Below are 22589 nucleotides of genomic sequence, written 5' to 3'. Positions count from 1 at the left end.
AGCGGGACCAACAGCCCCATGACGGCCGGCAGCATGACCAGCACCACCGCAACACCCCTTGTGGAGATGCGCAACATCTCGATCTCCTTCGGCGGCATCCACGCGGTGGACAATGCCTCGGTCGATCTCTACCCCGGCGAGGTCGTGGCCCTGCTCGGCCATAACGGCGCCGGAAAGTCGACGCTGATCAAGATCCTCTCGGGCGCCTACAAGCGCGATGCCGGCGAAATCCTGATCAATGGCGAGACTGCCGATATCTTCAACCCGCGCGACGCCAAGAAATACGGCATCGAGACCATCTACCAGACGCTGGCGGTCGCCGATAATGTCGATGCCGCCGCCAATCTCTATCTCGGCCGCGAATTGCGCACCCCCTGGGGCACGCTGGACGATGTGGCGATGGAGGCCAAGACCCGCGAGGTGATGGGCCGTCTCAACCCGAACTTCCGCCGCTTCAAGGAGCCGGTCAAGGCGCTCTCCGGCGGCCAGCGCCAGTCGGTCGCCATCGCCCGCGCCATCCTCTTCAACGCCCGCATCCTGATCATGGACGAGCCGACGGCCGCACTTGGGCCCCAGGAAACGGCGCAGGTGGGCGAGCTGATCAAGCAGCTGAAGCGCGAAGGCATCGGCATCTTCCTGATCAGCCACGACATCCACGATGTCTTCGACCTCGCGGACCGGGTCTCGGTCATGAAGAACGGCCGCGTCGTCGGCCACGCCCGCACCGAAGACGTCACCAAGGACGAAGTCCTCGGCATGATCATCCTCGGCAAGGTCCCGCCGAAGGCGATCCCCGGGCCGGGCGCCATGCAGGTGGCGTGAGCTTGGTCATCCCATATTATAAAGTAACAAAGGGAGCCGCTTGGCTCCCTTTCGTCATTCAAGACTTGCCTATGACCCTTCTCAGCGCTCGATAGGATGTGTCGCGCCCTACTGCCCCACCGTCGTCGCAACCGTGCCGCCGGCGGTGCGGCCGAGTTGCTGGAGCTGGTCGTCGAGCGTGTCGCGGGTTTCGGGATCGAAGATGGCGATGGGCGTGCTGACGGCGACGCTGGCGGCGCTGCCGACGGTTTGTGCCGTGCCGAGCGCCACCGCGCCGACCCGCTGCCCGAGGCCGATTTCGGAATCGGTGACCGTCTGGCCGGCGATGAGGCGGTTGCCGAGCAGGCGCACGACCTCCGGGCTCTCGGCGAACTTGCCGTGGTTGAGAGAGTCGCCGGTCTGCAGGGCGGTCAGATCAAGCACGGTGATCCCGGCCTTTTCGAGCTCGCTCTTGTAGGGCTCTTCGTTCGGGTTGATCTGGCCTAGACGTTCGACATTGCCGGCGATGCGGCGCGAGATCAGCAAGGCCCGGTCGTCACGCGAGACGAACAAGGTGAATTTCGGCTTCCTGGGGCCCATGGCCTCGAACTGGGTGCGGAAGACATCGACATCGAGATCGGGCGAGGCCAGGATGACGTTGGTGATCTTCGGCGCGACGCGCCCGTCGCGGATGGCCATCTGGCGGAGCGCCTCGACGGTGAGCCAGGAGCCCATGGAATGGGCCATGACCGTGACATCGGAGACGCGCGGGTCCTTGGCAGCGCGGCGCAACAACTCCTCCAGCGCATCGCGCGAATAGTTGGTGCTTTCCTTGTCGTAATTATAATCGAAAATGCTGCCGCGCGAGGGCCAGGTGAAGATCATCGGCGCCACTTCGGCCCGGCTGTCATGGACGATCTGCGCGAAGCGATAGACCGCATCCTCGTAGCGATTGTTGAAGCCGTGGACGAAGATCAGCAGGCGGCGGCTCTTCGGCAGGGATTCGTCCAGCCAGGTCTCGACCTCGCGCCGCTCGAGCAGCGGCGAAACGGAGACGGTCGAGAACTCGCGCTCCGGATTGGGCGGCAGCTTCTTCGGCCACTGCACCTGGCCCACCTTGCGGTTCCTGTCCGGCGGAATGGAGACGACGATCTCGGCGGCCGTCATCTTGGTTGCCCGCTCGCCGCCGAAGAGAATGCCGGGATCCTTGGACGGCGCGCGCGTGGTCGCCACCAGCATATCGACCTTGGTCGCGCCGGGCGCGCTGCCCGTCGGCACGAGAACGCCTTGCGGCCGTCCAGCGCAGGCGCTCAGAAGAACCAGGAGGGCGACGCCTGTGAACAGCGTCGGCCTGCGCCGGGGCAAGGGATGGGAGGATGATCCCCGCTTACTGGTCGTCATGACGCAATCCTGTTCCGCTGCGCGCCACTTGAGCAGCCGACACGCCTGAAGGCGCAGATGTGCCAGATTTGTCAGGGAGGAGGAACGCGTTTTTCCGCTTACCAAGCATCGATCCTGGAATGGGATGCCCGCCGTGCCCGGATTGCAACGGTGGACATCCCGGTCTGGGCCGCTTGCGCCGCGGCGCAGCATGGCTAGTATCATGCCTGAAATTTGACGCAGTCGGCGCTCGGCAGCGTCGGCAGGCATGGAAGTGACAGACATGGAAGCAGTGTTCGACGGCCATAACGACGTGCTGCTTCGTCTCTGGCATACCGCCAAGACCGGCGGCGATCCGATTGCCGAGTTCAAGAACGGCACGGCAGCCGGCCATATCGACGTGCCGCGTGCGCGCCGTGGCGGCCTCGTCGGTGGACTTTGCGCGATCTACATTCCTTCGGGCGATCTCGTCCTGCGCGAGCCGGATGAGAAGGGCCATTATGTGACGCCAATGGCGGCACCGCTCGAGCGCCAGTCCTCGCTCGATATCGCGATCGAGTTCACCTCCATCGCGCTGCAGCTGGACCGGGCCGGAGCCTGGCGCCTTTGCCGGACCACGGCGGACATCCGGCAGGCGATGGAAGACCAGGTCTTCGCCGCCGTCCTGCACATGGAAGGCTGCGAGGCGATCGACATCAATCTCGACGCGCTGGAAACCTTCTACGCCGCGGGCCTTCGCTCGCTTGGCCCGGTGTGGAGCCGCCACAACCTCTTCGGCCATGGCGTGCCCTTTGCCTACCCGATGGACCCCGACACGGGGCCGGGCCTGACCCAGGCCGGCGTGGCGCTGGTCAAGGCCTGTGACAGGCTCGGCATCCTGATCGACCTCGCCCATATCACCGAGCAAGGCTTCTGGGACGTGGCGAAGGCGAGCACCAAACCGCTGGTCGCCAGCCATTCCAATGCCCATGCGCTGACCCCCGTCGCACGCAACCTGACGGACAAGCAGCTCGACGCGATCCGCGAACGGCGCGGCCTTGTCGGCCTCAACTACGCCACCACCATGCTCAGGCCGGACGGACTTGAGAATGCCGATACTCCGCTCTCCGACATGGTCCGCCATCTCGATCATCTGGTCGAGCGCGTCGGAATCGACTGCGTGGCGCTCGGTTCCGACTTCGACGGCGCCACCATTCCGCAGGGGATCGCCGACGCCGCAGGCAACCAGAACCTCGTTGCCGCTCTGAAAGCCGCCGGTTATGGTGAGCAAGAACTAACGAAAATCTGCCGGGAAAACTGGCTGAGAATCCTTGCTGAAGCCTGGCACGAAGCCGGCTGAAGCACGCGTGAAAAAGGGCCATAAGGCCGTTCAACAGGGAACAGACGACATGATGCGTTTCACCAAGACCCCCTTCCGCCGCCTTGCCGCCGGCGTTGCCATGGCGATGATGCTGTCGGCCGGCGCCCCGTCCGTCTATGCCGCGCCGCCGGCCGATACGCTGGTCCAGGCCTGGGCGATCGACGACATCATCTCGCTCGATCCGGGCGAAGCTTTCGAGATTTCCACCGCCGAGATCACCGCCAACACCTATAATCTTCTCGTCCGCCTCGATCTCGCCGACACGTCGAAGGTCAAGGGCGACCTCGCCGAAAGCTGGACGGTCTCCGATGACGGGATGACCTATACGTTCAAGCTCAAGTCCGGCATGACCTTCGCGTCGGGCAACCCGATCACGGCCGAGGATGTCGCCTGGTCGATCGAGCGCGTCATCAAGATGGACAAGAGCCCGGCCTTCATCCTCACCCAGTTCGGCCTGAACGGCGACAACGTGACCGAAAAGGCGAAGGCGGTCGACCCGACCACCTTCACGCTCACCGTCGACAAGGCCTATGCGCCGAGCTTCGTGCTCAACTGCCTGACCGCGACCGTCGGCTCGATCGTCGACAAGAAGCTGGTCATGGAGCATGTCGCCTCCGTGACGCCGAGCGCCGAATACAAGTGGGACAACGATTTCGGCAATGGCTGGCTGAAGACCAACTTCGCCGGTTCCGGCCCCTTCAAGCTGCGCGAATGGCGCGCCAACGAAGTGGTGGTGCTGGAGCGCAACGACAATTATTTCGGCGAGAAGCCGAAGCTTGCCCGCGTTATCTATCGCCACCTGAAGGAAAGCTCCGGCCAGCGTCTGGCGCTTGAGAACGGCGATATCGACATCGCCCGCAACCTGGAGCCGGGCGATCTCGACGCCGTCGCCAAGAACGACGCGCTGACGCAGGATGCGGCGCCCAAGGGCACGGTCTTCTACTTCAGCCTGAACCAGAAGAACCCGAACCTCGCCAAGCCCGAGGTGATCGAAGCCTTCAAATATCTGGTCGACTACAGCGGCATCGGCGCGACGCTGATCAAGGGCGTCGGCGAAGTGCACCAGACCTTCCTGCCGAAGGGCGTGCTCGGCGAACTCGACGAGAACCCTTACAAGTTCGACGTTGCCAAGGCCAAGGAGTTGCTCGCCAAGGCCGGCCTGGCGGATGGCTTCTCGGTGACGATGGACGTGCGCAACAACGAACCGACCACCGGCATCGCCCAGTCGATCCAGCAGACGGCGGCCCAGGCCGGCATCAAGATCGAAATCATCCCCGGTGACGGCAAGCAGACGCTGACCAAGTTCCGCGCCCGCACGCATGACATCTATATCGGCATCTGGGGCCAGGATTACTTCGACCCGAACTCGAACGCCGAGACCTTCACGATCAACTACGACAATTCCGACGAAGGCAAGAACAAGACGCTCGCCTGGCGCAATGCCTGGGACGTTCCGGACCTGACCGAGCAGACCAAGGCTGCCCTTCTGGAAAAGGACCCGACCAAGCGCGCCGACATGTACAAGAGCCTGCAGAAGGCTGTCCTCGAGCGCGGTCCCTTCGTCGTCGTCTATCAGGTGACGGAAGTCGCCGGGCTCAGCAAGGCCGTGAAGGGCTTCAAGCTCGGTCCGAGCTTCGACAATACCTTCCTCGAAGGGGTCTCCAAGGACTGATCGGGGCGAGCGCGTGACTCTTCCCGAAACCTCGCAGATGGTGGCCGGGCGCTCGCGCAGCGCCCGCGCCCGCAGCGGAGCGGCCATGATCGGCCGCTTCCTCATCGTCGTTGCCACCACCTATCTCGGCCTTCTCGCCGTCACCTTCTTCATCGGCCGGGTGATCCCGATCGATCCGGTTCTGGCCGTCACCGGCGACCGGGCGTCCGCCAGCGTGGTCGAGCGCGTGCGGATCGAAATGGGCCTCGACCTGCCGCTCTACCAGCAATTCTACCGCTATCTTCTCGATGCGCTGCAGGGCAATTTCGGCAATTCGGTGCTCACCACCAATCCGGTCATGACCGATATCCGCCGCGTGCTGCCCGCCACCTTCGAGCTCGCCACTGTCGGCACGCTGATCGGCAGCCTGCTCGGCGTGCCGCTCGGCGTTCTCGCCGCCGTCAAGCGCGGCAGCCTGATCGACCAGGCGGTGCGGGTGATCGGCCTCATCGGCTATTCCATGCCGATCTTCTGGCTCGGACTGCTGGCGCTTCTGCTCTTCTATGCCAAGCTGCAATGGGTGGCCTTTCCCGGCCGCATCGATGTGGCCTACGAATATTCCTTCACGCCGACGACCGGGCTCTTCCTGCTCGATTCCGCCTGGCAGGGGCAGTGGGACGTGTTTCGCGACGTCTTTCGCCACCTCATCCTGCCGGCGAGCCTGCTCGGCTATGTCTCGCTCGCCTATATCAGCCGCATGACGCGCTCCTTCATGCTCAACGAGCTGGCGCAGGAATATGTGGTGGCTGCGCGGGCGAAGGGGCTTTCCGAGGGACGGATCATCTGGGGCCATGCGCTGCGCAATGCCGCCGTGCCGCTGATCACCGTCATCGCGCTCTCCTATGCAAGCCTGCTTGAGGGCTCGGTGTTGACGGAGACCGTGTTTTCCTGGCCGGGCATTGGGCTCTACATCACCAATTCGCTGCAGAATGCCGACATGAACGCCGTGCTCGGCGGCACGATCGTCATCGGCTCGATCTTCATCGCCATCAACATCCTGTCCGACCTGCTCTACCGGACGCTTGATCCGAGGACGCGCGCGCGATGACCCTTCCTGCCTCCCCCATGACCCGCCGCGAGTGGCTGCTGAGCGATCGCCCGGACTCAAGACTGCAAGCCCGGCTCGGCCGCGCCTATATGGGCTGGCGGCGGTTTTCCGCCAATCCGCTGGCCGTTCTCGGCCTCGCCATCCTCGTGCTGCTGATCCTCGTCGCGCTCTTTGCCGATCTTCTGGCGCCGCATTCGCCGATTGCCGGCGATCTCTCCGCCACGCGGCTGCTGCCGCCGGGCTCCCCCGGCTTTCTGCTCGGCACCGACGACCAGGGCCGCGACATTCTCTCGCGCCTCATCTACGGCTCGCGGCTGACGCTGCTCGTCATCATCCTCGTGGCAATCATCGCAGCACCGATCGGCCTGCTCGTCGGTGCTGTCGCCGGCTATGCGGGCGGATGGGTGGATGCGGTGCTGATGCGCATCACCGATATCTTCCTCGCCTTTCCCAAGCTCGTCCTGGCGCTCGCCTTCGTCGCCGCCATGGGCCCCGGCATCGAGAATGCCATTCTCGCCATCGCCATCACCTCCTGGCCGCCCTATGCCCGCATCGCGCGGGCCGAAACGCTGGCCGTGCGCCATGCCGACTATATTTCAGCCGTGCGGCTGATGGGCGCCTCGCCCTTCCGCATCGTGCTGCGCCATGTCATGCCCATGTGCCTCTCCTCGCTGATCGTGCGCGTGACGCTGGACATGGCCGGCATCATTCTCACCGCCGCGGGCTTGGGCTTTCTTGGCCTCGGCGCGCAGCCGCCGCTGCCCGAATGGGGGGCGATGATCGCCTCCGGCCGACGCTTCATCCTCGATCAGTGGTGGGTGGCCACCATGCCCGGGGTCGCGATCCTGCTCGTCAGCCTTGCCTTCAACCTGCTCGGCGACGGGCTGCGCGATGCGCTCGACCCACGGGAGGCCGGCCAATGACCCCGCTCCTGACCGTCAAGGACCTGCGCGTCTCCTTCCCGACGCGCACAGGCCTTGTGGAAGCCGTGCGCGGCGTCAGCTTCACGCTCGGCCGCGAGCGGCTGGGCATCGTCGGCGAAAGCGGATCGGGAAAATCCCAGACCGGCCGCGCCATCATGGGCCTCACGCCGCCTCAGGCGCGCATTTCGGCCGAAACGCTGGCGTTCGACGGCATCGACCTCATGAAGGCCAGCGCGCGCGAGCGCCGGTCGCTGCGCGGCAATCGCATCGCCATGATCCTGCAGGATCCGAAATATTCGCTGAACCCGGTGATGACGATCGGCCGCCAGATCGTCGAAACATTGCGCACCCATCGCCGCGTTTCGGGCAGCGAGGCACGCAGCCGTGCGCTTGCTATGCTGGAGGCGGTGCAGATCCGCGAGCCGGACCGCGTCTACGACCTGTACCCGCACGAGGTTTCGGGCGGCATGGGCCAGCGGGTGATGATCGCCATGATGCTGATCGCCGAACCGGAGCTCTTGATCGCCGACGAGCCGACCTCCGCGCTCGACGTCACCGTCCAGCTCGACGTGCTCGCCATCCTCGACCAGCTGGTCGCCGAACGCGGCATGGGGCTGATCTTCATCAGCCACGATCTGCGTCTCGTCTCCTCCTTCTGCGACCGGGTGATCGTCATGTATGCCGGGCGGATCGTCGAGGAGATCGCCGCGCGCGACCTCAAGCAGGCCAAGCACCCTTACACGCAGGGGCTGCTCGCCTGCATGCCGGAGATCGGCGCCGACCGCCATCCCCTGCCCGTCCTCGATCGCAAGCCGGAATGGGCCCTATGAGCACAGCCTCCCTCACCCCGCAGCCGAACGATCCTGCGATCTCCGCCGACCACATTCGCGTCGTCTATGACGGCTTTCGTGCGCTGGACGACGTCTCGATCCGCGTTGCACGCGGCGAATCCTATGGCCTCGTCGGCGAAAGCGGCTCGGGCAAATCGACGCTGCTCAGGGCGATCGCCGGCCTGGCGCCGGTCGAATCCGGAGAGATCACCATAACCGGCCGCAGGCTCGAAGGCAGCCATCGCGACAAGAGCTTCTACCGCGCCGTGCAGATGGTCTTCCAGGATCCCTATGGCTCGCTGCATCCGCGCCAGACGATCGACCGGCTGCTGCAGGAGCCGCTGGCGATCCACGGCATTGCCGATGCCGAGCCGCGTATCCGCCGCGCGCTCGACGAAGTCGGGCTCGGCTCGAGCTTCCGTTTCCGCTACTCGCACCAGCTCTCCGGCGGCCAGCGCCAGCGCGTGGCGATTGCCCGCGCGCTGATCGTCGAGCCTTCCATCCTGCTGCTCGACGAGCCGACTTCGGCGCTCGATGCTTCCGTACAGGCCGAAGTGCTGAACCTGCTCGAACAGCTGCGGCGCGACCGCGGGCTGACCTTCATCATGGTCAGCCACGATCTCGGTGTCGTCACTCATATGTGCGACCGTCTGGCCGTGATGCGGCAGGGCCGCGTGGTCGAATATCTGACGACCGAGGCCCTCGTTCAGGGCCGGCTGGCCGAGGATTATACGCGCAGGCTGATGGTGGCGAGCAGAGGCTTCGTGCGCGAGGCCGTGTAAGCCCTCTCCTCCACTTCGTATGTCACGGCCTGCGAACGATACAACCTCGGAAAGCATAACCATGGAAGGCTGATGGACAGGCGGGACGGACTATTCCGTGACTGCCGCACCGGTCTCGCCGGCGCCGCATGTCTCGCTTCAGCCTCCGGTTTCGCAAGGCGGAAGCGACGCACGCAGGCTCCATCACGGATGGCGCGGCACCACCAGCCCGTTTCTCAACGTCCGGGCTCTGAACAAGGAGTTCGCCTTCATGACCAAGACCTCCCGCCTCGCTCTCTCCGCCCTCTTCGCAAGCGCACTCGCCACCGGCGCCGCGCTCTCCACGCCCGCTCTTGCAGCCGGCGCCGCCACGACCATCAAGGTGGTGGAAGGCGGCGAAGGCGGCGGCCCGATGACGTTGACGCTGGAACCCGCCACCGTCAAGGCCGGCCCGGCCGTGTTCAACGTGCACAATGATGCGGTGAGCGAAGAGCACGAAATGATCGTCGTGCATCTGAAATCCGCCGACCAGGCCATCCCGCTCAACACGACCAAGCACCGGGTCGACGAATCCAAGCTGAAGAGCCTCGGCGAAGTGGAAGACCTGAAGCCCGGCCAGGACGGAACGCTGAAGGCCACCCTGAAGCCCGGCACCTACCTCGTCTTCTGCAACATCAAGGGCCACTACGAAGCCGGCATGCAGGGCAAGCTGACAGTGACGAAGTAAGACAGACTAGGCCGCGCCGCCCCGGGGCGGCGCGGCTGTTTTTCCTACGAGCGTTCAGCGAAAGAGCTGCATGATATTGGAGGCGTCGGAGTTGGCGATCTGCAGCGCTTGGATCGCCAGCTGCTCCTGGGTCTGCAGGGCCTTGAGCCGCACCGACGCTTCGTTCATATCAACATCCACCAGCCGACCGATGCCACTGTCCAGCGAGTCCATCAGCGTCTGCGTGAAGGACTGTTGCTTGTCGACACGCATCTTCAGCGCACCCAGCTGGGCGGCTGCGTCGATCACGTTGCTGGACACCACTTCGACATAGGCAATGTTGCGATCGAGCATCTGCGGATTGGCAACGATGTCGATATCTCGCAGATTGTCTTCCGCGATCGGCTCGATACTGACGGTGATCCCGATGAAACCAATCGATGTCTTCGCCCCACCCAGGCGATCGACCGCCTTGTCCGATCGGACCGAGATGGTATCGGCCGCTGTCTTCTCGATGATCACATCCGGCCAGTCGGCGCTGATCATTGACTGCAGCAGCAGCACCATCTCGTCATCCGTCTCGACCTTTCCGGTCGTCTTGCCAAGCAGGTCGTTCACCGTCTGCCGATCGAAGCTGTGATGCGTGCTGGGCGCACCATTGACGGAAAAGAAGAAATCGACCTCGACCCCCCTCGGCTCATCCCCGTCCTTGAAAACCTCGAAGGGAACGAAGGACAGCGTCATGGCGGAGGATCGTGGTCCGTACTGAGCCGGTGTCGGGCTCAGCCCTGCCGCCGGGCCGACGACATTGCCGATTTCGATCGACGAACCGTCGAGCCCGGAACTTTCCCTCGTCGTCAGATTAATTCTGTTCGGAATGACATTGCCGTAATAGTCATATGTCAAACGTGCCGAAGCATCGGCATTCTGCCCGCTCAGCGCCTGGTTGAGAACGTCGGCATATTGCTGGAACGTGGAGATCGTCCCGTTTGCGCCGGGCAAGACACTGTCGATCAAGGCACGCGTAATCAGGATCGAGGTCATCTTGCCGAGATTGTGCGGGGCATCGACATCGGCCGGATTGTCGGCATCGACGGTCACGTCGAAGCTCAGCGTATCGCCTGCCGCAAAGGTGACGGGTCCAGTGAACGTGAAGGTGAACTGCCCGGTGTTCCCGATCCGGTCATTGTCCGGATAGCTTTGATAGACGCCATGCATGTCCATTCCGGGTTGGGCCCAGCGTATGCCGCCGAGCGTCTTCAATCGCCGCGCATCGGCCTCCAGCAGTCCGCCTCCTGTCGAATTGAAGAGCGCGACTTTCGAAAGGCTGAACTCGCTGGTGCCGAGGGAGATGCCTTCGGCGGTCCGGCTCAGCGAAGAGACGAGCGTGACACGGCTTTGATCGCTGTCGGTGATATCGGGAATATCCGATCGCAACCAATTGACGCCATTGAAGCTCGCGGCGCTGGCGATCGTCTCGATCTGCGCCTTCAGTTGCTCGAGCTCCGTCTGGATCTTCGTCCGGTCCACCCCTGGCTCCTTGGCGGCAACGAGCTTGGCCTTGAACTCGGAGAGAACATCGGAGACCGACTGGATGCCGAAATAGGCGGTGTCGAGCTTGGCGCTGCCGAGCCCGAGCGCATCGGCAACGGCGCCGATCGCTTTGACATCGGAGCGCATGGTGGTCGAGATCGACCAATAGGCGGCATTGTCGGCCGCTGTCTGGATGCGCAGGCCGGAGCTGACCTGGGTCTGCGTTTCGCCCATGCGGCTGTTGAGGGCCCGGAGCGTCTGCAGGGCCGAGAGCGCTGCGGTATTGGTGAGGATGCTGGTCATGTCGAGATTCCGGAACGCGGGCCGGCGGCTCGGACGCATGCGCGCTCCAAGGCAAACCGGCGGGAATGAACACGTTCAACGGTTAACCCCGAAGGGTGCCCGCTCTCATGGCGGGACCGATTTCGAAACGACGGTTCCCGCCGCTCCATGCAGCCTGAGAGTGTTCCACGCTGCCGCACCACTCTTTTCACGTAAGTGGTTACTCAGACCTTAACGCTGGGCCTGTGTCCGATTTTGACATTTCAGCCAGAGCCGGGAAAATGCGGGCGATGAGATCGATTTCCGGTTTGAAGGCGGCAAGCAGTGCGAGGAAGCGCTGCTCGACCTCGTCGGCATTGCGGCAATTCTCGACGGCCATCGCGTTCTGGCGCAGGAAGCGCGTGTAGAGCCGTCCCTTGTCCGCCGAACCGGGCGGAAACTGAATCCGCGTGCTTCGTTCCTCCGCCGCCCGCGTGCGAATGAGGCGAATCAGGCCCTTTCGCAGCCGGTGATCGCGTACGGGCCCGACCTCGCCGTTCAGAATCAGCTGACCAGTGACACCGTCATCGCCAACCCGCATCTCGACCCAGAGGATCAGCGGGTAGCCCGCCCACCAGTTCTCGCAACCGATGCGGACGGCGGCGAGCGGATCGAGCGCATCCGTCCAGGAAGCCGGCAGGAGACTGACCCGGGTCGGCGCCACGCTGAAAAGATCGATCGACTGCTTCGCGAGCTTGGCGCGCTGCCCGCGCGGCGGGCCTTCGCCGAAAATCCGCCGCATGGCCTCTTCGAACCCCAGACCTGCCGTTGGTTTCTTGATGAGATCGAGCAGATGCTTCTGGTCCCGATAAAGCTGTCGGGCCAGCGCCTCGGTCTCGGAACGGCTTTTGCTCATCGCGCCTCGTCAGCTCCCATGCTCGATGCTCGCCTTGCATCGAACCGCGGATCGACGGCAGGAGAAGACACGCGGCACCACCGCGCCCTGGTTGCATAGGCATGCCCGAGCCCCGCCCCGAGTTCAACCCCGCTTCACGCAAACTCGCAGAAAATCCCACATAAAATCATCGACTTAATGAAGATGATGATCATGAACCGATGGAGGATGACGATGGTCGGGCGGGATGAGCGCGGGAGTGGAGGGTGAGACTGAGAGGAAATTGGCGCACCCGACAGGATTCGAACCTGTGACCTTTGGAATCGGAATCCAACACTCTATCCAGCTGAGCTACGGGTGCAGCGCCGGCGTCTTGCCGGGAGGATGGGGGTTCATAGCCCAGCTTCCGCTTCGCATCAATGGGGAAGAGCGGTCCGGCGGAAGAAAGCGTGAGAAATGGCTGGCACTGGGTCGGAAACCGGCTGCGCAGGCGGCCAGGCTGGTCGATCCGATTGCGTAAGGCGGGCGTAGGAGATCCGGTCGAAGGCGGTTGCCGGCGGTCGCCGGCCGCGGCCGCGGCGGCAAGGCCAAGAGGGAGGATCGGATGGACGGGTTTGGTGGAGCGTACAAGGCGCTGGTGCTCGGCGCGAGCGGCGGCATCGGGGCGGCTTTCGTCGAGGCGCTGCGGGCGGATCCGGCCTGCACCTCCGTGCTCGGCCTGTCGCGCCGAAAGGACGGGCTGGAGATCACCGATGAAGGTGCGGTCGAACAGGCGGCGCGGCGGGTGGCCTCCGAACTGGGCTCGGTCGAGCTGGTGATCGACGCGACCGGGGCTCTGACGATCGACGGACATGGACCGGAAAAGACGATCAAGGCGATCGATCCGGCCGCCATGGCGCGCCAGTTCGCCGTCAATGCCATCGGCCCTGCCCTCCTGCTCAAGCATATCGTTCCGCTGATGCCGGCGGACCGACGCGCCGTCTTCGCCGCACTGTCGGCCAAGGTCGGCTCGATCGGCGACAACAAGCTCGGCGGCTGGATCTCCTACCGCGCCTCGAAGGCCGCTTTGAACCAGATCCTGCGCACGGCATCGGTGGAGATCGGGCGGACGCACCGCCAGGCGGTGGTCGTGGCGCTGCATCCGGGATCGGTGGTGACGCCGCTGACGACAGGCTTCGGCAAATCGACGGAGAAGAAGACGCCCGAGCAGGCGGTAAAGGAGATGCTGGCCGTGCTCGATCGCCTGACGCCGGCCGAAACCGGCAGTTTCCGCGCCTATGACGGCAGCGTGCTGCCATGGTGAAGGCCAGGCGGACGGAATCGACGTCCCGTGCGCCACGCGGATCGGAGGCGCCGTCCGGGCGGCTCATCCTGATTCTTGGCGACCAGCTCTCGCGCCAGATCAGCAGCCTGAGGGATCTCGGCGAGGGCGATACCGTCCTGCTCTGCGAGGTGATGGAGGAGGCCACCTATGTCCGCCATCATCCGAAGAAGATCGCCTTCCTTTTCTCGGCCATGCGGCATTTCGCGGAAGAGCTGCGGGAGAGCGGCGTTGCGGTCGCGTATGTCCGCCTCGATGATCCCGACAATTCCGGTTCCTTCAGCGGCGAGGTGCAGCGCGCCGTCCGGCGGCTTTCGCCGGATAGCATCGTCGTCACCGAACCCGGCGAATGGCGGGTGCTCGACGCAATGCAGGGCTGGCAGCGGGCACTGAACCTGCCGGTCGAGATCCGCGACGACGACCGCTTCCTCTGCTCCCGCGCCGAGTTCAAGGCCTGGGCGGACAGACGCAAGCAGTTGCGCATGGAGTTCTTCTATCGCGACATGCGCCGCAAGACCCGGCTCTTGATGGAGGGCGAGGCGCCGGCGGGCGGGCGCTGGAATTTCGACGCCGAAAACCGCAAGCCGGCCAGCCCCGACCTGCTGACGCCGGCGCGAAAGGGGTTCAAGCCGGACGCGATCACCAGGGAGGTGCTGGCGCTGGTCGAGGCTCGCTTCTCCCATCACTTCGGCACGCTCGACGGCTTCGACTTCGCGGTGACGCGGGCGCAGGCCGAAAGCCTCGTCGATCGGTTCATCGAGGATCACCTGCCGCTCTTCGGCGACCAGCAGGATGCGATGCTCACCTCCGACCGGGCGCTCAGCCACTCGCTGCTCTCCTTCTACATCAATGCCGGCCTGCTCGATCCGCTCTCGATCTGCCGGCGGGTGGAGGCGGCCTATCGGGCTGGCAAGGCGCCGCTCAACGCTGCCGAAGGCTTCATTCGCCAGATCATCGGATGGCGCGAATATGTGCGGGGCGTCTACTGGCTGAAGATGCCGGAGTATCGCGAGGGCAATGCGCTGAAAGCGCACCGCGCGCTGCCGGATTTCTACTGGACGGGCGAGACGCGCATGGCCTGCATGCGCCAGGTGATCCTGGAAACGCGCGACCACGCCTATGCCCATCACATCCAGCGGCTGATGGTCACCGGCAATTTCGCCTTGCTCGCCGGCATCAAGCCGCAGGAGATCCACCAATGGTATCTGGAAGTCTATGCCGATGCCTATGAATGGGTGGAGCTGCCGAATGTGATCGGCATGAGCCAGTTTGCCGATGGCGGTTTCCTCGGCTCGAAACCCTATGCGGCCGGCGGCAACTACATCAACCGGATGTCGGATTATTGCGGCGGCTGTTCCTATGACGTGAAGAAGAAGACAGGGCCGGATGCCTGCCCCTTCAACGCCCTTTACTGGGACTTCCTCGCCCGTCATGAGACACTGCTGAAGGAGAACCGCCGGCTCGGGCCCGTCTATTCGACCTGGCACAGGATGAGCGGCAGCCAGAGAAAGGCCTACCGCGACAGCGCCAAGTCCTTCCTGGCGGAGGTGGACGCCCTGCCGAAGACCTATTGAGGCCGAGTGCCCCGCGCCTTTTCGAGGCACAGGGCGGCTTCGGGTCAAACGGCCATTTCGCGCCGTTCGCGCTCGGTCTCGATCGCCAGATCCAGCACCTTCTGCAGGTCGGCCGCGTGGCGGAAGCCGGGTTCGGCGGTCTTGCCGATCTTGATGGCGTCGATGAAGCGCTGGTAATTGGTGAAGACCGTGCCCGGATCGACCTGGCGCCAGACGCCCTTTTCCACATCCTCGCCAACGCAGACGCTCAAGATCGACTGGTCCGGCATGTGGATTACCTCGATCGCGCCCTTGTCGCCATGCATGCGCAGCCGCAGCTCGTTCAAGTGGCCGACGGCCCAGCGGCTGGCATGGATGACGCCCATCGCGCCATTGGTGAACTCGGCCGACATGGTGAAACTGTCATTGGCGTCGAGATCATATTCGCCGATCCGGTTGCCCGGCACCTTCTCGAAGGTCTTCAGCCGCGCGAAGACATGGCCGATCTCGGTGGCGGCGCCATAGCCGGCGAAGTCGAGAATGTGAATGCCGACATCGCCGAGCACGCCGTTCGAGCCATGCTTGGTGGAGAGCCGCCAGAGCCATTGCGATTCCGTCGCCCAATCGCCCCAGGCCTTGGAGACGAGCCAGCTCTGCAGATAGGAGGCCTCGATATGGCGCACGGCACCGATCTCGCCGCCGATCACCATCTGCCGCGCCTTCTGTACGGCGGCGACATTGCGATAGGTGAGGTTGACCATGGTGACGAGACCGCTCGTCTCCGCCGCCGTCGCCATCTCATTGGCCTTCTCGAAGCTTTCGGCCAGCGGCTTTTCGCACAGCACATGCTTGCCGGCGGCCAGCAGCGCCATGGTCGTCGGATAATGGATGCGGTCGGGCGTGACATTGGCCACGGCGTCGAACTCGCCCCAGGCAATCGCCTCTTCGAGCGAGGTGAAGGTTTCGGCAATGTCATGGCGGAGCGCGAAGGCGCGCACCCGCGCGAGATCGACATCCACCGCCGCCACCAGCTTGGCGTCGGTGATGGTGGCGAAGTTCATGGCATGGGTGTTGGCCATGCCACCGGTACCGAGAATGAGGATCCGGATCGGCGCCATCACTTGTAGCCTTCCTCGCCGGCCTGGTGCAGCTTGGGGCCGCGCTCGACGATCGGCTCCAGGGCATTCTCGACCGGCACGTTCGGCGCATCATGGATCGCCGCATAGGTGCCCTGCGGATTGTAGGCCCAGCGCACGGCGTTCTGCAGCACGCGGTGGACATTGGCGTCGTGATAGGTCGGATAGGTCTCGTGGCCGGGGCGGAAGTAGAAGATATTGCCCGCGCCGCGCCGCCAGGTCAGGCCCGAGCGGAACACTTCGCCACCGGCGAACCAGGAGATGAACACGGTTTCCAGCGGCTCCGGCACCGAGAACTGCTCGCCATACATTTCCTCGTTCTCGAGCACGAAATTATCGCTCAAGCCTTCGGCGATCGGGTGGCGCGGATTGATGACCCAGACCCGCTCGCGCTCGCCCGCCTCGCGCCACTTCAGCGCGCAGGGCGTGCCCATCAGCCGCTTGAACGGCTTGCAGAAATGGCCGGAGTGGAGAACGATCAGGCCCATGCCTTCCCACACACGCTTGGCCACGCGCTCGACGATCTCGTCCTCGACGGCGCCATGGTCCTTGTGGCCCCACCAGAGGAGGACATCGGTCTTGGCCAGCCGCTCGACGGAAAGGCCGTGCTCGGGCTCCTGCAGGGTCGCCGTCGTCGCCTCGATGCGCGGATCGGCGTTCAGCGCCGCAGCGATCGTCGTGTGCATCCCGTTCGGATAGATCTCCCGAACGACGGCGTTGGTATGCTCGTGAATGTTCTCGCCCCAGACGACCGCCTGAATGGACATGATTCGCTCCGTCGACATGCAAAGGAAGATGAAGGTGAAGCCCGAAAAGGGCGGCATTTTGATGAAGAAGCAGTGGGGCAGAACGCCGGTTCAAAGCGCTTGCAGCCGAAGTCGATAGTAGGAAGCGCGGGGGCTGGCAAGGGGTCAGCGGCGGCTGACGATAAAGTGCTGCGCCGTAAGCGCGCACGCAACACACCTTGCTCGAAAAGACCGTCTTTCGGCGGCTAGTGGAAGGTCGATTTCGAGAAGAGATTGAGGACCAGAACGCCGGCGATGATCAGGCCAAGACCGAGGATCGCCGGTCGGTCGAGCGTCTGCCCGAAGACGAAGACGCCGACGCCCGAAATCAGCACGATGCCGAGACCGCTCCAGATTGCATAGGCGATGCCGACCGGAATGGCGCGAAGCGTATAGGAGAGGCAGTAGAACGCGACGGCATAGCACCCGATCATCATCAGTGTCGGGCCGAGGCGGGAAAAATGGTTTGCCGCCTGCATGGCGGAGGTGCCGAGCACCTCAAAGACGATCGCCAGAACAAGGAGGGCGTAGAGCGCGGGCAGAGACATGGAACGGTCCTCAAAAGGCAGCGTGGCGACAGTCAGGTCCGGGTGAGGTCCTGGAGACGCTGCATCAGCACGCGGCGCTCCTCCGGGCGAAATTGCGGGCTGCCGGACACGTCGGCCAGCCAGAGTCCGTCGGCGGCCAGCCGCACCAGCGCGCAATCGGGCGAGCCATCGGTTTCGGCATGCGTCGCTTTCCGACCCTCGACCCAGGCCTGCCAGCGAGACCGCAGCGCCGGCTCGGCGACGAGGGCGGCGCAGACCGAGGACCAGCCGCTTGCGCAATCCGGGCCGTCGGCATCCAGCATGGCAATGGCCGAGAGGTAGGCGCGGCTATAGCGGCCCTGCGGTTCCGCATCGTCCGCCATGGCCGCGTCGATCGCCGTGTCGAGCCGGTCGAGAAGATCCTCCAGCAAGCTTTCCACCAGCGCCGCCTTGGCCGGAAAGTGATGCAGCAGCCCGCCCTTGCTGACGCCGGCGCGCCGCGCAACGGCGTCGAGCGTCAGCGGCGCAATGCCCTGCTCCTGCACGAGATCGGCCGCAGCACTCAGCACATGCCGCCGCACGCCCTCCGGGTTGTTGGTTCGTCTTGTCCGCTCGCTCATCAGCAACCAGTAAAACCGTCCAGACGGTTTGTAAAGTGGAGACGCAGTGTCGCAGACTGCGGCCTTCGGCGGCTTTGGCGTGGCGGCGCGCAGGGCTTGGCGTTATGACGTCTTGAAGACGACCACGGAGCGAGCAGGCGCCAGATGGAAGAGCTGCAGACAACCACCCTCTATGATGCGATCGGCGGCGAGGCGACGGTGCGCCTTCTGGTGCACCGCTTCTATGCCATCATGGATGAAGCCCCGGAGGCCGCCGCCTGCCGCGCCGTGCATCCGCCGAGCCTCGTGGGCAGCGAGGCGAAACTCTATGACTATTTCACCGGCTGGCTCGGCGGCCCGCCGCTCTATACCAGCAAGCACGGCCATCCGATGCTGCGCCGCCGCCATTTCGCGGCCCGGATCGGCGCGGAAGAGATCGAAGGCTGGATCTTCTGCTTCGACAGGGCGCTGGAAGAGGCCGTGCCCCATCCGCGCCTGCGTGAAATCATTCGCGAGCCGATCCTGAAACTCGCGCACCACATGCACAACGCCGAAAGCTGATCCCATGTCTCTTCCCCGCCTCCCTGCTCTCTTCATTCTTATGGCCGGGCTGTTCGGTCTTGCCGGCGTGGCGCTGGCCGCGGCTGCGGCACATGGAACCGATGCGCGGCTGCTTGGCGGGGCCTCCGCCATGTGTCTTGCCCACGCGCCGGCGCTGATCGGGCTGGCGTTCGCTGCCGACCGGCTGCGCCTTGCGCGCTTGGCGGGGGCGGCGCTGGCTCTCGGGACGGCGGTTTTCGCCGGCGATCTCGTGCTTCGCCATGTCGCCGGCCACGGCCTGTTCCCCCTGTCGGCGCCGACGGGCGGGGTGCTGATGATGGCCGGTTGGCTGATGACGGCGATCGGCGGCGCTCTCGCGCTGCTGCGCGGGACAGCCTGAGAAGGTCAGGCGATCGTGCGGCCCGGCACGGCAGGCTCCGTAGCGGCTTCGCCGATCGCCAGCCGGGGAGGAAACGGAACGATTTCCGCCTCGCACGCCTGCCCCGGCCGGCCACGCCGTGGCGGGAACGGCACGACGGTGCCGCCAACGAGCGGCGGCTGGGCGGCGCGGGCCAGCAGCAAATCCCGCAGCGCGGCGCTGAGCAGCCCAAACGGGAACGGCGTGGATGGATCGGGCATGGTACCGCTGCGGCTCGTCGGATGGCTCAGTTCGAGCGGGCGCGGCTGGTCTTGATGTCCTGCAGCGCGCGCTCCAGGCTGGATTTGCTGCCATTGCGCAGCGGAACGAAAGCCTTGCCGAACTTCTTGCAGCCGGTCTTCACCCTCAGGCAGGCATCGTGGCTGATGCAGTCGATCGGGCAGAACACACAATCGACGGAGGGCAGGACATTGTCGATGCGGGACACCGCCTCGCGCAGCCCGCCGTCGTGATGCAGGAGCTCGGCGCCGAAGGTGCTGGCGATCTGGCGCAGATGCGCCACCTGGCAGTCCCGTCCGCCGACATAGAGGAAGCTGCGGCCCTGCAGCCCGTCACCGGCCACCAGCGTTGAGGCCACCACGGCCTCTCCGCTCTGCCCGCTTCGGACTTTCTGCTTCGATCGGTTTTGGCGTCTGTCACCCATGCTGCAGTCTCCGGCGTGCTTCTGGTCGGGCCCTGGGCCCACACTGTGCGCAAACACTAATCGAGAGATCCGATCAGGACAAGAAAAACATGACAATTCTTATCATATTAATTTTGCAGGGCCGATATCTCCGTCAACCCGCTCGATTCCCTTGCCTATCAGCGGAACCGAATGGGCATGGTGAAGGTCCAGGTCGGTTCCGAATAACCGGCGGGGAAGGATGGGAAGGACAGTCCCTTGATGCCGCTGACAATTGCGGCATCGAGCTCCGGCGACCCGGTGCTTCGGGTCAGGCGCACCCCGGTGGCGCCGCCGCCACGGGTGACGGCAAAGGCGACCAGCGTCGTGCCGTTGATGCCGGTCCGGTTCTTGCGTGCGAGACGGCTTGCCAGGCGGTTCACCCGATCCTGGACCTTGCCCTTGTAGTTGGACTGGGCGGCATTGCCGAGCGTCGCCACGCGGGCACCATCGCCGCCGCTGGCTGTGCTTGAGCGGCCGGTCTCGGCTTCGTCCGGCCGCCCCCGGGTCTCTCGCACCGCCGCCTGCCCCTTTTCCCCGCGCTTCGGGCGCGCCGGTGTCGGCCTGGTCGCCCGGTCTGGCTTGGAGTCGGCCTGCTTCGGCTTCGGCGGGGCCTCTGCGACCTTTGCCGGCTCGAGGGGCGCCGGTGCGGGGCGAGGCGGTTCGGGCCGAGGCAGGGGCACGACCTCGGCCGGCGGCAGACTGGCGACGATGTCCGGATCCTCGGCAGCAAGCGGCGGCACGGCATCAGCCGGCAGAAGAATGTCGGCGTCGCTCGGCGCGACGTCGGCCAGCGCTTCAGGACTCACCGGCTCCGTGCTCTCCGGAGCGATCTCCCTCGGCGTCGCCTCGGGCGCAACCGGGGTCTCCAGCGGGGATGCGGCTGCGATCTCCGTTTCGGCCGGCTGGACTGCGTCGGTCTGCTCGTCCAGCGGCGTCAGTGCGGCATCCTCCTCCGGCGATCCGGCTTCGATCGTATCGCGGAAGGAATCGCCCACCACGGCAACCTCGATCGGCGCGCCGCCGGCGATCATCGCCTCCTCCTCGCGCGGCAGCATCAGCACCGCGGCACCGGCATGCGCAGCCAGCGAAACGAGGATCGCCATCGTCCATTTTGCGGTTCTGCTCATGCCCGTCCGTCCTTCAGCAATTCAAGCGCGAGTCCCTCAGCCTTTCAGCGCGATTCCGGCCTTGGAGCCTGTCTGGAGCCCGCGCATGCAGGCGGTCTTTTCGATGCCGTCGCCGGTGCAGACCGGCGCATCGTTGATGAGGAGACTGCCGAGCGCCTCGCAGCGTGTACCGGGCAGATCGAACTGGCGCACCTTGGTCTTGCCGGCCGGCAGGTCGCGGAAGTCGAGCGTCGCCATCCGTTCCACCCGACCTTTCGGGTCGAACAGCACGAATTCGAACGAGACCTTGGAGAGCGACGCGGGCAGCGCATTGCCGGCGACGAAGGTCAGCTTGCAGCCGCGTTCGGAGGCGGCGAGCGCATTCAACTCGACCGTCAGCCCTTGCGCGGCTTCGGAAGCGGGCGCGGCCGACTGTGCCAGCACGGGACCGGTCGAAAGACCGGCAAGGAGAGCGACAGCAAGCGGCAAGCGGGCAGACATCATCGGAAGACTCTCCGTTCGAGGCAGAGCTGCGTGCCGTTCGGCAGCAGCAGGTTCTTGCGCTCATATTAAAAGCTGAGTAAGAAAGTCAAGATAGTTCAACATCGGCAGCTCGCCTCCTTCGAGGGCGGCGCCAGTTCGAAACAGGCTCGATTCATGACCGAAACGCCTCGCCCTACCCCTGCCGAAATCCGTGCCTTCCGCGCCGAAAACCCGAGGATGCGCGAGCGCGACGTGGCGGCTGCCCTGTCTATTCCCGAAGCGGCCCTGGTTGCGGCCGAATGCGGGCTGACGGCCGTGCGGATCGACCCCAGCGCCAACCGGCTCCTGGAACGCGCGCCCGAGCTCGGCGAGGTCATGGCGCTGACGCGCAACGAAAGCGCGGTGCATGAAAAGATCGGCGTCTACGAGAAAGCGCAGCTCGGCTCCTTCGCCTCGATCGTGCTGGGCGAGCACATCGATCTGCGCGTCTTTCCCGGCCCCTGGGCGCATGGCTTCGCCGTGATGAAGCGCGACGGCGATCTGCTGCGCCACAGCCTGCAATATTTCGACAGGCACGGCACCGCCGTCCACAAGATCCACCTGCGGCCGGCATCCGACCTTGCTGCCTATCACCGCCTCGTCGATGCACTTCGGATCGAGGATCAGGCCCAGACCCTCGACTGGGATCTTGCTGCGCCCGTAAGCGATGGTGGAGCGGACGTGGATGTCGCCGCCCTGCGCGATGCCTGGAGCCGGATGACGGACACCCACCAGTTCCACGGCCTGCTGCGCAAGCTGAAGATCGACCGCCGCGCCGCACTGAACGCGGTCGGCGAAGACTATGCCTGGCGGCTGGAAACGGGCGCCGTGGAAGCGATGCTGCGCGCGTCGGCCGAGACCACGCTGCCGATCATGTGCTTCGTCGGCAATCCCGGCGTCATCCAGATCCACTCGGGTCCGGTTGCCCAGATTCAGACGATGGGGCCCTGGCTGAACGTCATGGACCCGACCTTCCACCTCCATCTGCGCGTCGATCGGCTCGCGGAAGTCTGGGCCGTGCGCAAACCGACCGCCGACGGCCACGTCACCTCGCTGGAGGCGCTGGATGCGGCGGGCGACATGGTCATCCAGTTCTTCGGAAAGCGGAAGGAGGGCCTGGCCGAGCGGCCCGAATGGCGCGCCGTCCTGGAAGCCCTTCCCCGCCTGGCGCTGACGGAAGCAGCCTGA

The 22589-nt window shown here is 64.9% G+C and carries 24 protein-coding genes and 1 tRNA gene; 13 read left to right on the top strand and 12 right to left on the bottom strand.

Annotated features, from left to right (window positions below):
- Positions 1-33: 33 nt before the first annotated feature.
- A complete protein-coding gene (locus tag U8330_RS04900) occupies positions 34-822 on the top strand; it encodes an ATP-binding cassette domain-containing protein (protein WP_323107171.1) in 789 nt (262 codons plus the stop codon).
- Between the two features lie 108 nt (positions 823-930).
- On the opposite strand, the gene U8330_RS04895 is transcribed toward U8330_RS04900, so the two are convergent.
- On the bottom strand, positions 931-2202 hold the full coding sequence (locus tag U8330_RS04895; protein ID WP_323104012.1) for an alpha/beta hydrolase: 1272 nt from the start codon (positions 2200-2202) through the stop codon (positions 931-933).
- Positions 2203-2464: 262 nt separating this feature from the next.
- Between U8330_RS04895 and U8330_RS04890 the strand changes: the two genes are divergently transcribed.
- The 7 genes from U8330_RS04890 to U8330_RS04860 all read left to right on the top strand — a co-directional run bounded on the left by U8330_RS04890 (position 2465) and on the right by U8330_RS04860 (position 9541).
- Positions 2465-3520 carry a dipeptidase gene (locus tag U8330_RS04890; protein WP_323104011.1) on the top strand — a complete coding sequence of 352 codons (1056 nt, stop codon included), beginning with the start codon at positions 2465-2467 and terminating at the stop codon, positions 3518-3520.
- 100 nt (positions 3521-3620) lie between these two features.
- Positions 3621-5213 carry an ABC transporter substrate-binding protein gene (locus U8330_RS04885; RefSeq protein WP_416236900.1) on the top strand — a complete coding sequence of 531 codons (1593 nt, stop codon included), beginning with the start codon at positions 3621-3623 and terminating at the stop codon, positions 5211-5213.
- Between the two features lie 37 nt (positions 5214-5250).
- Positions 5251-6300: an ABC transporter permease gene (locus tag U8330_RS04880; RefSeq protein WP_323107170.1), complete on the top strand. Its 1050-nt coding sequence runs from the start codon at positions 5251-5253 to the stop codon at positions 6298-6300.
- Positions 6297-7223 carry an ABC transporter permease gene (locus U8330_RS04875; RefSeq protein WP_323104009.1) on the top strand — a complete coding sequence of 309 codons (927 nt, stop codon included), beginning with the start codon at positions 6297-6299 and terminating at the stop codon, positions 7221-7223. Before U8330_RS04880 ends, U8330_RS04875 begins: the two co-directional genes overlap by 4 nt.
- The gene (locus tag U8330_RS04870; RefSeq protein WP_323104008.1) at positions 7220-8053 is read left to right on the top strand and encodes an ABC transporter ATP-binding protein; all 834 of its coding nucleotides are present in this window, start codon (positions 7220-7222) and stop codon (positions 8051-8053) included. Before U8330_RS04875 ends, U8330_RS04870 begins: the two co-directional genes overlap by 4 nt.
- On the top strand, positions 8050-8835 hold the full coding sequence (locus tag U8330_RS04865; RefSeq protein WP_323104007.1) for an ABC transporter ATP-binding protein: 786 nt from the start codon (positions 8050-8052) through the stop codon (positions 8833-8835). The genes U8330_RS04870 and U8330_RS04865 overlap by 4 nt, the downstream gene beginning before the upstream one ends.
- Before the next feature lie 250 nt (positions 8836-9085).
- The gene (locus tag U8330_RS04860; RefSeq protein ID WP_323104006.1) at positions 9086-9541 is read left to right on the top strand and encodes a cupredoxin domain-containing protein; all 456 of its coding nucleotides are present in this window, start codon (positions 9086-9088) and stop codon (positions 9539-9541) included.
- A gap of 54 nt (positions 9542-9595) precedes the next feature.
- Here U8330_RS04860 and U8330_RS04855 read toward each other — a convergent pair whose 3' ends face one another.
- The 3 genes from U8330_RS04855 to U8330_RS04845 all read right to left on the bottom strand — a co-directional run bounded on the left by U8330_RS04855 (position 9596) and on the right by U8330_RS04845 (position 12570).
- A complete protein-coding gene (locus U8330_RS04855; RefSeq protein WP_323104005.1) occupies positions 9596-11356 on the bottom strand; it encodes a flagellin in 1761 nt (586 codons plus the stop codon).
- Between the two features lie 199 nt (positions 11357-11555).
- Positions 11556-12230, bottom strand: coding sequence for a hypothetical protein (locus tag U8330_RS04850; protein ID WP_323104004.1), 675 nt, complete (start codon positions 12228-12230; stop codon positions 11556-11558).
- 263 nt (positions 12231-12493) lie between these two features.
- Positions 12494-12570 (bottom strand) — tRNA-Arg (locus U8330_RS04845).
- Between the two features lie 243 nt (positions 12571-12813).
- On the opposite strand from U8330_RS04845, the gene U8330_RS04840 reads away from it, so the two are divergent.
- Both U8330_RS04840 and U8330_RS04835 read left to right on the top strand, forming a co-directional pair.
- Positions 12814-13512: an SDR family NAD(P)-dependent oxidoreductase gene (locus U8330_RS04840; RefSeq protein WP_323104003.1), complete on the top strand. Its 699-nt coding sequence runs from the start codon at positions 12814-12816 to the stop codon at positions 13510-13512.
- Complete coding sequence (locus tag U8330_RS04835; RefSeq protein WP_323104002.1) at positions 13506-15104, top strand: cryptochrome/photolyase family protein; 1599 nt, start codon at positions 13506-13508, stop codon at positions 15102-15104. The genes U8330_RS04840 and U8330_RS04835 overlap by 7 nt, the downstream gene beginning before the upstream one ends.
- Before the next feature lie 44 nt (positions 15105-15148).
- On the opposite strand, the gene U8330_RS04830 is transcribed toward U8330_RS04835, so the two are convergent.
- The 4 genes from U8330_RS04830 to U8330_RS04815 form a co-directional block, all read right to left on the bottom strand.
- The gene (locus tag U8330_RS04830; protein ID WP_323107169.1) at positions 15149-16192 is read right to left on the bottom strand and encodes a Gfo/Idh/MocA family oxidoreductase; all 1044 of its coding nucleotides are present in this window, start codon (positions 16190-16192) and stop codon (positions 15149-15151) included.
- Between the two features lie 8 nt (positions 16193-16200).
- Positions 16201-16986 (bottom strand): ThuA domain-containing protein, encoded by a 786-nt coding sequence (locus U8330_RS04825; protein ID WP_323104001.1) that lies wholly within the window; start codon positions 16984-16986, stop codon positions 16201-16203.
- Between the two features lie 224 nt (positions 16987-17210).
- A complete protein-coding gene (locus U8330_RS04820) occupies positions 17211-17552 on the bottom strand; it encodes a DMT family transporter (protein ID WP_323104000.1) in 342 nt (113 codons plus the stop codon).
- A 32-nt stretch (positions 17553-17584) separates the two neighbouring features.
- On the bottom strand, positions 17585-18151 hold the full coding sequence (locus U8330_RS04815; protein ID WP_323103999.1) for a TetR/AcrR family transcriptional regulator: 567 nt from the start codon (positions 18149-18151) through the stop codon (positions 17585-17587).
- Positions 18152-18295: 144 nt separating this feature from the next.
- Between U8330_RS04815 and U8330_RS04810 the strand changes: the two genes are divergently transcribed.
- On the top strand, positions 18296-18691 hold the full coding sequence (locus tag U8330_RS04810; RefSeq protein ID WP_323103998.1) for a globin: 396 nt from the start codon (positions 18296-18298) through the stop codon (positions 18689-18691).
- A 4-nt stretch (positions 18692-18695) separates the two neighbouring features.
- On the top strand, positions 18696-19070 hold the full coding sequence (locus tag U8330_RS04805) for a DUF423 domain-containing protein (RefSeq protein WP_323103997.1): 375 nt from the start codon (positions 18696-18698) through the stop codon (positions 19068-19070).
- A 5-nt stretch (positions 19071-19075) separates the two neighbouring features.
- Here U8330_RS04805 and U8330_RS04800 read toward each other — a convergent pair whose 3' ends face one another.
- The 4 genes from U8330_RS04800 to U8330_RS04785 form a co-directional block, all read right to left on the bottom strand.
- The gene (locus U8330_RS04800; protein WP_323103996.1) at positions 19076-19309 is read right to left on the bottom strand and encodes a hypothetical protein; all 234 of its coding nucleotides are present in this window, start codon (positions 19307-19309) and stop codon (positions 19076-19078) included.
- A gap of 26 nt (positions 19310-19335) precedes the next feature.
- Positions 19336-19752 (bottom strand): DUF2325 domain-containing protein, encoded by a 417-nt coding sequence (locus U8330_RS04795; RefSeq protein WP_323103995.1) that lies wholly within the window; start codon positions 19750-19752, stop codon positions 19336-19338.
- A 158-nt stretch (positions 19753-19910) separates the two neighbouring features.
- Positions 19911-20900 (bottom strand): TonB family protein, encoded by a 990-nt coding sequence (locus tag U8330_RS04790; protein ID WP_323103994.1) that lies wholly within the window; start codon positions 20898-20900, stop codon positions 19911-19913.
- Between the two features lie 36 nt (positions 20901-20936).
- Positions 20937-21383 carry a hypothetical protein gene (locus tag U8330_RS04785; RefSeq protein WP_323103993.1) on the bottom strand — a complete coding sequence of 149 codons (447 nt, stop codon included), beginning with the start codon at positions 21381-21383 and terminating at the stop codon, positions 20937-20939.
- Between the two features lie 153 nt (positions 21384-21536).
- Here U8330_RS04785 and U8330_RS04780 point away from each other — a divergent pair, with 153 nt between their 5' ends.
- Entirely contained in the window at positions 21537-22589 is a 1053-nt protein-coding gene (locus tag U8330_RS04780; protein WP_323103992.1) for a hemin-degrading factor, read from the top strand.

It is taken from the genome of Rhizobium sp. CC-YZS058 (assembly GCF_034720595.1).
Classification (GTDB): Bacteria; Pseudomonadota; Alphaproteobacteria; order Rhizobiales; family Rhizobiaceae; genus Ferranicluibacter.
The sequence above is the reverse complement of the archived record's forward strand: the minus strand, read 5'-3'. Positions and strand labels throughout refer to the sequence as shown.

Excerpts from the sequence above, each read along its gene's own strand:
- U8330_RS04785 (WP_323103993.1), bottom strand. The coding sequence starts at position 21,383 with ATGATGTCTGCCCGCTTGCCGCTTGCTGTCGCTCTCCTTGCCGGTCTT.
- U8330_RS04840 (WP_323104003.1), top strand. The coding sequence starts at position 12,814 with ATGGACGGGTTTGGTGGAGCGTACAAGGCGCTGGTGCTCGGCGCGAGC.
- U8330_RS04890 (WP_323104011.1), top strand. The coding sequence starts at position 2,465 with ATGGAAGCAGTGTTCGACGGCCATAACGACGTGCTGCTTCGTCTCTGG.
- U8330_RS04860 (WP_323104006.1), top strand. The coding sequence starts at position 9,086 with ATGACCAAGACCTCCCGCCTCGCTCTCTCCGCCCTCTTCGCAAGCGCA.
- U8330_RS04850 (WP_323104004.1), bottom strand. The coding sequence starts at position 12,230 with ATGAGCAAAAGCCGTTCCGAGACCGAGGCGCTGGCCCGACAGCTTTAT.
- U8330_RS04800 (WP_323103996.1), bottom strand. The coding sequence starts at position 19,309 with ATGCCCGATCCATCCACGCCGTTCCCGTTTGGGCTGCTCAGCGCCGCG.
- U8330_RS04795 (WP_323103995.1), bottom strand. The coding sequence starts at position 19,752 with ATGGGTGACAGACGCCAAAACCGATCGAAGCAGAAAGTCCGAAGCGGG.
- U8330_RS04900 (WP_323107171.1), top strand. The coding sequence starts at position 34 with ATGACCAGCACCACCGCAACACCCCTTGTGGAGATGCGCAACATCTCG.
- U8330_RS04835 (WP_323104002.1), top strand. The coding sequence starts at position 13,506 with ATGGTGAAGGCCAGGCGGACGGAATCGACGTCCCGTGCGCCACGCGGA.
- U8330_RS04815 (WP_323103999.1), bottom strand. The coding sequence starts at position 18,151 with ATGAGCGAGCGGACAAGACGAACCAACAACCCGGAGGGCGTGCGGCGG.
- U8330_RS04865 (WP_323104007.1), top strand. The coding sequence starts at position 8,050 with ATGAGCACAGCCTCCCTCACCCCGCAGCCGAACGATCCTGCGATCTCC.
- U8330_RS04880 (WP_323107170.1), top strand. The coding sequence starts at position 5,251 with ATGGTGGCCGGGCGCTCGCGCAGCGCCCGCGCCCGCAGCGGAGCGGCC.
- U8330_RS04780 (WP_323103992.1), top strand. The coding sequence starts at position 21,537 with ATGACCGAAACGCCTCGCCCTACCCCTGCCGAAATCCGTGCCTTCCGC.
- U8330_RS04810 (WP_323103998.1), top strand. The coding sequence starts at position 18,296 with ATGGAAGAGCTGCAGACAACCACCCTCTATGATGCGATCGGCGGCGAG.
- U8330_RS04885 (WP_416236900.1), top strand. The coding sequence starts at position 3,621 with ATGGCGATGATGCTGTCGGCCGGCGCCCCGTCCGTCTATGCCGCGCCG.
- U8330_RS04855 (WP_323104005.1), bottom strand. The coding sequence starts at position 11,356 with ATGACCAGCATCCTCACCAATACCGCAGCGCTCTCGGCCCTGCAGACG.
- U8330_RS04820 (WP_323104000.1), bottom strand. The coding sequence starts at position 17,552 with ATGTCTCTGCCCGCGCTCTACGCCCTCCTTGTTCTGGCGATCGTCTTT.
- U8330_RS04825 (WP_323104001.1), bottom strand. The coding sequence starts at position 16,986 with ATGTCCATTCAGGCGGTCGTCTGGGGCGAGAACATTCACGAGCATACC.
- U8330_RS04805 (WP_323103997.1), top strand. The coding sequence starts at position 18,696 with ATGTCTCTTCCCCGCCTCCCTGCTCTCTTCATTCTTATGGCCGGGCTG.
- U8330_RS04870 (WP_323104008.1), top strand. The coding sequence starts at position 7,220 with ATGACCCCGCTCCTGACCGTCAAGGACCTGCGCGTCTCCTTCCCGACG.
- U8330_RS04875 (WP_323104009.1), top strand. The coding sequence starts at position 6,297 with ATGACCCTTCCTGCCTCCCCCATGACCCGCCGCGAGTGGCTGCTGAGC.
- U8330_RS04895 (WP_323104012.1), bottom strand. The coding sequence starts at position 2,202 with ATGACGACCAGTAAGCGGGGATCATCCTCCCATCCCTTGCCCCGGCGC.
- U8330_RS04790 (WP_323103994.1), bottom strand. The coding sequence starts at position 20,900 with ATGAGCAGAACCGCAAAATGGACGATGGCGATCCTCGTTTCGCTGGCT.